General features: G+C 62.8%; 8 protein-coding genes and 1 pseudogene. 8 read left to right on the top strand and 1 reads right to left on the bottom strand.

The features are described 5' to 3' along the window. A pseudogene (locus CFB82_RS42870) lies at positions 1–118 on the top strand (IS3 family transposase); the annotation flags it as partial. A gap of 214 nt (positions 119–332) precedes the next feature. Further along, the gene (locus tag CFB82_RS40265; RefSeq protein WP_143751059.1) at positions 333–767 is read left to right on the top strand and encodes a hypothetical protein; all 435 of its coding nucleotides are present in this window, start codon (positions 333–335) and stop codon (positions 765–767) included. 64 nt (positions 768–831) lie between these two features. Here CFB82_RS40265 and CFB82_RS40270 read toward each other — a convergent pair whose 3' ends face one another. Beyond that, on the bottom strand, positions 832–1,128 hold the full coding sequence (locus tag CFB82_RS40270; RefSeq protein WP_256990763.1) for a hypothetical protein: 297 nt from the start codon (positions 1,126–1,128) through the stop codon (positions 832–834). 103 nt (positions 1,129–1,231) lie between these two features. Here CFB82_RS40270 and CFB82_RS40275 point away from each other — a divergent pair, with 103 nt between their 5' ends. The 6 genes from CFB82_RS40275 (at position 1,232) to CFB82_RS40295 (ending at position 9,590) form a co-directional block, all read left to right on the top strand. Further along, complete coding sequence (locus CFB82_RS40275) at positions 1,232–5,464, top strand: DEAD/DEAH box helicase (protein ID WP_256990764.1); 4,233 nt, start codon at positions 1,232–1,234, stop codon at positions 5,462–5,464. A 106-nt stretch (positions 5,465–5,570) separates the two neighbouring features. Beyond that, a complete protein-coding gene (locus CFB82_RS43620) occupies positions 5,571–5,822 on the top strand; it encodes a hypothetical protein (protein WP_179255530.1) in 252 nt (83 codons plus the stop codon). A gap of 355 nt (positions 5,823–6,177) precedes the next feature. After that, positions 6,178–6,459, top strand: a complete 282-nt coding sequence (locus CFB82_RS42875; protein WP_143751060.1) for a hypothetical protein — start codon at positions 6,178–6,180, stop codon at positions 6,457–6,459. A 130-nt stretch (positions 6,460–6,589) separates the two neighbouring features. Beyond that, positions 6,590–7,150 (top strand): hypothetical protein, encoded by a 561-nt coding sequence (locus CFB82_RS40285; RefSeq protein ID WP_373558936.1) that lies wholly within the window; start codon positions 6,590–6,592, stop codon positions 7,148–7,150. 107 nt (positions 7,151–7,257) lie between these two features. Beyond that, positions 7,258–8,697, top strand: a complete 1,440-nt coding sequence (locus tag CFB82_RS40290) for a DDE-type integrase/transposase/recombinase (protein ID WP_089487791.1) — start codon at positions 7,258–7,260, stop codon at positions 8,695–8,697. Next, positions 8,694–9,590: an ExeA family protein gene (locus tag CFB82_RS40295; RefSeq protein ID WP_089487792.1), complete on the top strand. Its 897-nt coding sequence runs from the start codon at positions 8,694–8,696 to the stop codon at positions 9,588–9,590. The genes CFB82_RS40290 and CFB82_RS40295 overlap by 4 nt, the downstream gene beginning before the upstream one ends. The last annotated feature ends 79 nt before the right edge of the window (positions 9,591–9,669 follow it).

The following is a 9,669-nucleotide window of genomic DNA, read 5'->3' on the forward strand; positions in this document are numbered from 1 at the left end:
CGCCGAAGCGAAAGCCGATCTGTTCGAATACATCGAAGTGTTTTACAACCGGAGGCGCCGCCACTCCACGCTCGGTCAGGTGTCGCCAACCCAGTTTTTTCACGACTGGCTCCGCACGCAGGACGAGCAAAATCTGGCGAGCATAACGACTCGCCCTTGGTGCGCGAAAAACCGGGGGAAGCTCAGCTTCGGTATCTTCAACATTTTGCTTTCCATTCCGTCGAGTTTACCCGACCTCTTGGAGAGCGAAATTTCGGGGGAAGCTCATACACCACATTTGACATTAGCTCGTTACAATGGCAGTACTTATTTTTTGACTTGGTGACATCCTCATGCTGACAAAAGCAGGCCTTCCCCTTGCCGTTCTCGCAGCTTCCACAATTTTTCTGGGGCTATCCGGCTGTGTCACATCGGCGGGCCAGCCGATGCCGCCTGATGCCCGGATTGAGACCGGTCACATCACGGGCAAGAAGCTGCTCGCCAGAGTCGATCAGTCATCGTCGTCGCCCGTCAGTGCGGGCGTGGGTGGAGGCGCCATCAGCGGTGGTGGGGGCGGATTCGGTGGCGTCGGTCTGGGGTTCGATCTGACGAACCTGTTCAGCCATTCAGCGAAGTCACAAGGCGTCTACGAATACGAACTCACCACCGCCGATCATCAGACATTGAAGATCAACAGCGGTGTCGACCTGAAGGAAGGCGACTGCGCAAAGGCCATCGTATCGCAGCAACAGGGGATGTCGAGGATCGAGGCATCGCCTGTTTGCTAATGCCACAGTCGTTCATGATCGGCTTTGTTCGGAAGGTTATGCGCCCAGTTTGGTGCGGGCGCAATTAGGCTGTTTTGACGCAAACCGCTTTGCCGAAGCTGTTCCACCGGTTCACGAGGTTCGCGATGATCACGCCCTCGCGCTGCTGCGATTCGAGTCGGCGTGTCAGCAGCCGCGCGCCGATGCAGCGTTTGATCCGCGAGATCTGTGCCTCGACCCGCGCGCGCTTGCCATATCCGTACTTGTTGTGAAACGCATGAATGCCTTTGTCCTTGATGTAGCCGACAATCTGGTCGTGCCAGCGTGTGGCCGGCTGTGCGTGAACCACCGCATTGGCCGGCGGCGGAATCACCGGCAGCACGCCGCTGCTCGACCAGGCCTCGTATAATTGCGGCTGCCTCAGCAATCCGAACGATACCGGGCCCGAAGCCCAGCGTGTTTTCCCAAAGGAGTCGTGCAGACGTATGAGCGGCACTGCGATGCTTCATTTGACCACCCCTGACGATAATTTGCTGGAGCCAGCCCAGGCTGATGTACTGCAGGCACTGGCGCTAGGCGTCACGCCGCGCCCGCGCACGTGGATCCTCGGTCTGCTTGGCAAGCTCGGCTGGCGTTCAAGGACAGGGAAAGCCTATACCAACGACATGGTTCGGGACGTTGTTCGTGACCTGGGCGCGCTCAGATTGATTCAGGAAGCGGCGCACCGGCAAGGTTACTGGACGGTCGCGCCATCACTGAAAGGATGGGCCTATCAGCAGGTGCTGCAACGGGCCAGTGCGAATGCGCTGCGCACCGCACTGGCCGCGGCCGAGCAATTCAATGAGCAGAATGCCTGGAGTACGTTCAATACCTCAGATGCGGCTTTAGCAATCGCCCGGCTTGAGCTCTATCTCGGCGCAACGCCCGAGCGGCTGCAGCAACTAAAGCGCCACTGTCGATATTCCGACTGGGAGCCCATTCTTGTGGAGGCCGCTCTGGATGGGCTGGACCCCGAGCTGTTTGAGCGAATTCATCCGCAATTACGAGGCCAGTTTCTGGCGCAGGGCATCTTCGAACTAACCGCGCACTGGAACCCCGAGAGGCATGGTCTGGTCGCCATTGCGGAGCGCATGCTTGACAGTCGAGACCCTGTACTGGTCCGCCTTCGATTCGCGCTCGCCGAATATGCCATTTTTTCTGGACAACTACAAAAGCTGGATCTTTTACTTGATCCCCTTCTGGCACATCATACCCAACCGGATAGCGGGATCAACCATGCCTATTGCACGATCCTTCAGGCAGCTAGGTTCACCACGCAGGGACGCTGGGTCGAGGCTCAGGCAGGCTTCGAGGCAGGGCTCAAGGTAATCAAGGCGGAAACCGGGCAACGCAAGAATCTGATCCCGGCTTCAATCAGCTGGCTCTATTGTCTGGCCCTGATGGCACAGGGGAGCACCAGACAGATCGAAGCCGTGCGCAAGTTTGCCGTGGCCGAAGCTGGAGGCCAGCGTGCGGTGGACGAGATTGATGGATGCTGGAGCGTGCTATGGCACGCGGCACGCATGCGCCTGGGAGATGTTGCGCTCAAGCCTGACCGGTTTATGCCGGTGACGACGGCGGACGGGGTGTACTACCCCGACTTCTGGCGGTGGCTCGCGCGGGCATGGATAGGCGACGATCGACCATCGGCCTCCCTGCAAAAGCGCGAACATGAAGCCGCTGCACGGATTCGCGGGCGATTGACCGAATGTGGGCTCGCATGGATGGCGACACAACTGGATGGCGCGCTGGCTGTACTGCAAGGCACGACCCCGCCCGAGCATTTTTTTGTTCCGGGCCGGCAGGAAGGCTGGCGCATCACCCTTTCGACCCTCGCAGCCTTGGGGCAGCCCCAGATTGCAGGCGTTTCCGGAGCAGCGAACCAGCAACAAAGCCGGCTGATCTGGTCGGTGCAAACTGGCCCCGATGGCTGCATCGTCGATATCACCCCCTGGGAGCAGAAACACGGAGCGCGCGGCTGGAGCAAGCCGAAGAATATTTCGCTATCCAGGCTGGCCAGCAACGAGAAGCTCGAACCCTGGGATGCGCGGGTGGCACGGGCTATTCAGCGGGACGCTTACTACAAGCGCGAATACCGTCTTGACCTGGCGACTGCCATCACCGCGTTGATCGGGCATCCCCATGTAGCGTTTGCCGATGCGCCAGATGTCCCCGTGGATCTGACTGAGGGCGTCCCGCATATCGATGTGACCGAGAAAGATGGCAGCCTGCATGTCCGCGTGGTGCCAGAGTTTCGCTCCGAGCCGTCATCCGGGGAAATGTATGCCGTCAGCAGTGCAGAACGCAAGGAAGCCGAGGCGCTGCGTATGATCACCATTTTGCGCGATTCGCCACAGCGCGCTCGCGTGATTCGACTGACTACGGCGCAGCAGCGTGCTGCACAGCTGGTCGGCAAGTCGCTGGTGTTGCCGAAGAACGCGCAGGCCGAACTGCAACCCGCGCTGCGCGGATTGGCAGCACACTTCGAGGTTCATGCCGACGAAATCGAAGCAACCCGCGAAGTCACAGCGGATGCGCGATTGCGTGCCGAACTGACGCCCCAGGGAGAAGGCATTGCCCTGCGCCTGGTGGTGGCCCCGCTCGGTCTGGACGGCCCACGTGTGACGCCGGCCCGTGGTCGTGCGCGGATGATTGCCGCAGTGCGCGGCGAGGCGGTTGGCGCGCAGCGTGATCTCAGGGCTGAGCGACAGCACCTGGAGCAGGTTCTGGATGCCTGCCCGATGCTGGAGCTATTGCCTCGCCAGGCAACCTCGTTCGAATGGGTACTGGAGGCTCCGGAGGACGCGCTCGGACTTCTTGAGATACTCTCCACGTTGGACGCCGTGAGCGGCATGGATTGGCCAAAAGGAAAAGCAGTAACGGTGCAAACGGTCGACACGTCCGGCCTGCGAATTACGGTTGCCAGTGAGCACGACTGGTTCGCCCTGAGCGGGGGGCTTCGCGTGGACGAACACGCTGTGCTCACCCTACAGCAACTGCTGGACTGGAGCCGCGAAGGCAAAGGACGCTTCGTTCCTCTGGGCGATGGTCAATACGCCGCACTGACCGAGTCGCTGCGCTCGCGACTGGATGCGCTGGCGACCGTAGCAGATAGCCACAAGCAGAAGGCGCAAGTTCCGCGTCTTGCTGCGCCGTGGCTGGAACACGTACTGGAAGGCACGGACCTGCATGCGGATGTGCAATTCCGTACCCAGATCGAGAAGCTGAAGGAGGCACAGGATAGCCAGCCAGTGCTGCCTGGCGGCCTGCAGGCGCAGCTGCGCCCCTACCAGGAGGAAGGCTATCAGTGGGCGATGCGACTGGCCGCCTGTGGGTTCGGAGCCTGCCTTGCCGATGACATGGGGCTGGGCAAGACGTTGCAGACGTTGGCAGTCCTGCTGGCGCGCGCCTCTGAAGGGCCCGCGCTGGTGGTTGCGCCAACCTCCCTCACGGGCAACTGGATCGCCGAAGGGCAGCGCTTCGCACCCGCCCTGAATCTTTGTCTCTATGGTGAGTGCGATGAGGATCGCCGCAACGCCATGATTCGCGAGGCCAGCGCGGGCGACGTGGTCGTGGTCTCCTACGCGCTGATGCTGCAAGGCTCCGAATCGTTCCTCAATCGCCGCTGGCATACCCTCGTGGTGGATGAAGCGCAGGCGATCAAGAATGCAACTGCAAAACGCTCGCAGGCAGTGTTCGAGCTGGAGGCAGATTTTCGCCTGGCCTTGTCCGGCACCCCGATTGAAAACCGCCTGACCGAACTTTGGTCGATCCTGAGGTTTTGTAACCCCGGCTTGCTGGGTAGCGCAACACGCTTTAATGAACGCTTCGCAGTGCCAATTGAACGTGAACGGAACCGGGAGGCCCAGCGAACGCTGCGCCGGTTGATTTCCCCGTTCATTTTACGTCGTACCAAATCGCAGGTTCTGGACGAATTGCCTCCGCGCACCGAATTACAGCTTGCGGTTACTTCGGAACAGGCGGAAGCCGCGCACTACGAGGCAATCCGGCGGCGGGCCGTCGCAGAGGCTGAACAGAGCCTGGCTGATAGCAACGCTGGCGCCGCACGGCTGAACATTCTGGCCCAGCTTACCCGGCTACGCCGTGCCGCGTGTGATCCTCGCCTGGTGAGTCCGGAGCTGGGCCTCGTCGGCGCCAAGGTGCGGGCGTTCGCAGCTCTCGCTACTGAACTGTCAGCCAACCAGCACAAGACCCTGGTATTCAGCCAGTTCGTGGATTTCCTCACGCTGCTGCGGGAACCACTCGACGAAGCTGGGATTTCCTATCAATACCTCGATGGAGCCACGCCGGCAGCGGAGCGCAATCGGCGCGTCGCGGCGTTCCAAGCGGGCGAAGGAGATCTGTTCCTGATCAGCCTCAAGGCCGGCGGTTTCGGACTGAACCTGACGGCCGCCGATTACGTCGTGATCGCGGATCCGTGGTGGAACCCGGCGGCGGAAGATCAGGCAATGGGCCGGGCGCACCGCATGGGGCAGCAGCGGCCCGTGACGGTCTACCGTCTCGTCAACCAGGGCACACTGGAAGAACGGATCGTCGCGTTACATCAGAGCAAGCGTGCGTTGGCAGAGGGAATTCTCGAGGGAGGCGACGGCATCGCGCTGCCCTCGACAGATGAGCTCATTGTCCTGTTGAAAGAGACGTGCAACCCATTGAAATAAAAGAAAATCCAGCAAAACTGGGGTTCCGGCTTATAACCCCATCATGCCTCATGCGCGCGCGAATGGGGGACTGGCCCAGCCGAGCCGCTTACTGTTCGGTTGGGCGATGCGCCAGATCACCGGCTTCATGGAAGAGTACTGGCGGCTGCGTGGCCTCGAGATCGCCGTGCCGAGCGTCGGGCAACTGAGCGAGCGGTTCGCCACGCTGACGGTCTCGGTGCAGCAGCGTTGCGAGCGCGTGGCCGGCCGTCTGGCCAACGGCGAAGTGAGCTTGACGCGCACCGCTGCTGACCCGCCGACTCGAATCGCAGCAGCGCGAGGGCGTGATCATCGCGAACCTCGTGAACCGGTGGAATAGCTTCGGCAAAGCGGTTTGCGTCAAAACAGCCTAGGGTCTGTTTACATATGGAACGCGCATGCGAATGCCCGAAATCGCTCGCAGGGCAAGGAGTGATGAGCGCCGTTTGGCAGCGCCAAACAAGCGAAGAACGACGCCGCCATGCGGGCGATTTCGGGCATTCCCGTGGAATGGTTTTTTAATTAGGGGCTGTCACGAGAACGGCCGCTCGCCGTGTTGCGCTCCTTGCGAATACGTCAGTATTCGCGGCGTCGCGCGCCTCGCGAGCGGCCGTTCTCGTGGCAACGCATGCGCGTTCCATATGTAAACAGACCCTAATTGCGCCCGCAACCAACTCAGCGCATAAGCCTTCGACATGAAATGTCTCTATAATCAGGGTTCGAACTGGACGGGACGAGCAACGAAGCTGATGGCATTGAAAGCGCTGGAACTGACGCAGGAAGAACGTACAAAGCTTGAAGTGATGGCGAGAAGCCGTCGTGATTGGCGAATACGAGACCGGTCGCGGACGATTCTGATGTTCAGCGACGGCGTGCGAGCGAAAGAGATCGCCAGACGACAGGAACTGACGTTGGAGGCGGTGTATGAGAGGCGCTATCGGTGGCTGGAGAAAGGTGAGCGCGTGCACGGAAGTTGATGGGGATTCGGGGCGTTTTTTGCAAATTGCGTGAGGGACGCGGGGGGATCCCCCTCAGGCATCTTGAACAAACGACGCCCAAGGGAGAGTCTCTTGTCTGCCAGAACTCGAGACTCCCGAAGTGTGCCACTTGAGCATCCAGACCCCCAACTTTTATCGACTGCTGTTACACATCGATCAGGATTTCGCCGAACAGGCCCGCGCACGGGGCTGCCGCCGCTGCGGCGCCGTCCTGCACAGCGCCCGCTATCCCCGTAAGCCGCGCGGGCTTCCCCGCGAGGCCCGCGCCGAGCACAACTTCCGCTACAGCTTCTGCTGCGCCGAGTGCCGCTGTCGACTCACGCCGCTCTCGGTGCGTTTTCTCGGCCGGCGCGTGTATGTCGCCGCGATCATGGTCGTCGTCAGCGCCACGCGAGCCAGCGCCGGTACGGTCGCCGCGATGCGTCAGCTCGACACGCTCGGCGTGCCGCCCTCGACGATCGCACGATGGCGCCAGTGGTGGCAAACGGACTTCGTTGGCACGCCGTTCTGGACGCTCGGCCGCGCGGCCTTCGTGCCGCCGGTGGACTCCGCGCAATGTCCGGCCAGCCTCCTCGAACGCTTCGCCGTAGCGTCGCCGCCCGAACCGTTGCTCAGCCTGCTGCGCTGGCTTTCGCCGCTCACCAGCGCGAGCGCCGAGCAATTTGCGTGAGGGACCCTCTCGACCCGCAGAACTTGTCGCTCGCTCCCTCCCCAGCGCACCGTTAGCCTTGCCTCGACCTTAATCGCGGCGCTGGGCGCCGCATCTTTGGAGCGAGCATGACTGAACGACACGATTCCTCACCACGGGATCGCTGGGCGCGCTTGCGCTTTGCGATCATCGGCCCCCTGCTGGCCGCCCCGCCCGAACCGGGGCAACTGCACGAACTCATTGCGGTGCTGGCCGCCAAGTGCTGGCGCCATCCCATCACCGGCGCCGACGTCCGGTTCGGCCGCTCGACGATCGAGCGGTGGTACTACAAGGCCCGCCGGGCCGCCCAGGACCCGGTGGCCAGCCTCAAGAACCGCAAGCGGCCCCGCGGCGTCAGCCGCAGCCTCGCGGCCGAGGCCATTCAGGCTATCAGCGCGCAGTATCGCGAGCACCCGGGCTGGACCTGCCAGCTTCACTACGACAACCTCAAGGTGACGCTCGGCGCGTCGAACCTGCCGTCGTATGCCACCGTGCGGCGCTACTTCGTCGACCAGGGACTCATCCGCGTGCGCAAGCCGCGTCATACCAGCGCCGGCGCGATGCTCGCCCGCGATCGTCTCGAGAAGCTCGAGGTGCGCAGCTTCGAGGTCGAGCACGTCAATGCGCTCTGGCATCTCGATTTCCATCACGGTTCGCGCAAGCTCCTCACGCGCGACGGCGAGTGGGTCACGCCGATGCTGCTCGGCGTGCTCGATGACCGCTCGCGCGTCGTTTGCCATGCGCAGTGGTTTCTCGACGAGAGCGCCCGCAGCCTCGTCCATGGGCTGTCCCAGGCGTTTGCGCGCCGCAGCCTGCCGCGCGCCTTGATGACCGATAACGGCGCCGCGATGCTCGCCGAGGAAACCACCGCCGGCCTGCACACCCTCGGCGTGCTGCATCAGACGACGCTGCCGTATTCCCCGTACCAGAACGCCAAGCAAGAGACGTTCTGGGCGCGCATCGAAGGGCGCGTGATGGCCATGCTCGAGGGCGAGCCCAACCTCACGCTCGACCTGCTCAATCAGGCCACCCACGCGTGGATCGAGCGCGAGTATCACCACGCCCACCACTCGGAGATCGGCACCACGCCCCTCAAGCGCTACCTCGCTGGTCCGAACGTCGGTCGCGAATCTCCATCCAGCGCGGCCTTGCGCTCAGCCTTCCGCATCGATGCAACTCGCACCCAGCGCCGTTCGGACGGCACCGTGAGTCTGGCCGGCACGCGCTTCGAGATTCCGTCGGCCTACCGGCACCTGCAGCGCGTGCGGCTGCGCTACGCCCGGTGGGACCTCAGCCGCGTCGATCTCGTTGACGCCGACAGCGGCACCGTGCTGTACCCGCTGCGCCCGCTCGATAAGGCGGCGAACGCCGATGGTCAGCGTCGCCGCCTCGAGGCCGTCAGCGCCAGCGAACCGTCGGCTGAGCCGCCCGGCGTCGCGCCGCTGATGCGCCAACTGCTGGCCGAGCACGCCGCAACCGGCCTGCCGCCCGCGTGGATTCCCGCCGACTGGCAGGGGGACCGCGCATGAGCCAGCGTCTGCAGGCCCTCTACGGGTTGAAGTTCAATCCGTTCTCGTCCGAGTTGCCCATCGAGGCGCTGTACGTGTCACCGCGCGCCGAGAACTTCTGCTGGCGCATCGAGAACGCGCTCGTGCGCGAAGGCGGCTTCGCCATGATCTACGGCGAGCCCGGCACCGGCAAGAGCGTCGTCATGCGGGTGCTGGCCGAGCGGCTCGAACGGCTGACCGATCTGACGGTCGTCGCGATCAACCACCCGCAAAGCAATCTCGCCGACTTCTATCGCGAGATGGGCGACCTCTTCGGTCTTGAGCTCAAGCCCCACAACCGCTGGGGTGGCTTCAAAACCCTACGCGAGCGGTGGCTGTCGCACCTGCAAACCACCCGGCGACGTCCGATTCTCTTGATCGACGAGGCCCAGGAAATGGGTGCATGCGTGCTCAACGAACTGCGGCTCATGGCCAGCGCGCGCTTCGATTCGCAGCCGCTGCTGTGCGTCGTGCTCGCCGGTGATACCCGTCTGACCGACAAGCTTCGCCGCGACGAACTGCTGCCGCTCGGTAGCCGTATCCGTTCGCGCCTGGCCACCGAGAAGGCTTCGGCCGACGATCTGCTTGCCTGTCTCGATCATCTGATCGTCAGTGCCGGTGCCCCGCACCTGATGACGCCCCAACTGCGAAACACCCTGTGCGAGCACGCGCTGGGCAACTACCGCGTGCTGACCACGCTCGCCAACGAACTGCTCTCGAGCGCCGCGCAGCGCGAGTTGCCCGAGCTCGACGAGAAGCTGTACTTCGACGTCTTCGCCCCTTCAACACCGTCACCGCGCCGCACGTCGGCGCGTCCTACCACTTGTTATGTCGCGACCTGTACGAGAATCGGCGTCGCGAGATATTCGGCGTGAGACAGCGGCAGGTGTCGCGCGTTCGGCGAGAAGAAATGCACTGCAGTTGAGCGCGAGACATGATGGGCCGCATGGCATG

The organism is Burkholderia sp. HI2714 (assembly GCF_002223085.1).
Classification (GTDB): Bacteria; Pseudomonadota; Gammaproteobacteria; order Burkholderiales; family Burkholderiaceae; genus Burkholderia; species Burkholderia lata_D.

What these genes read in the sequence shown, in the direction of transcription:
- CFB82_RS40265 (WP_143751059.1), top strand. Translation starts at nt 333, where the DNA reads ATGCTGACAAAAGCAGGCCTTCCCCTTGCCGTTCTCGCAGCTTCCACA.
- CFB82_RS40275 (WP_256990764.1), top strand. Translation starts at nt 1,232, where the DNA reads ATGAGCGGCACTGCGATGCTTCATTTGACCACCCCTGACGATAATTTG.
- CFB82_RS43620 (WP_179255530.1), top strand. Translation starts at nt 5,571, where the DNA reads ATGCGCCAGATCACCGGCTTCATGGAAGAGTACTGGCGGCTGCGTGGC.
- CFB82_RS42875 (WP_143751060.1), top strand. Translation starts at nt 6,178, where the DNA reads ATGAAATGTCTCTATAATCAGGGTTCGAACTGGACGGGACGAGCAACG.
- CFB82_RS40290 (WP_089487791.1), top strand. Translation starts at nt 7,258, where the DNA reads ATGACTGAACGACACGATTCCTCACCACGGGATCGCTGGGCGCGCTTG.
- CFB82_RS40295 (WP_089487792.1), top strand. Translation starts at nt 8,694, where the DNA reads ATGAGCCAGCGTCTGCAGGCCCTCTACGGGTTGAAGTTCAATCCGTTC.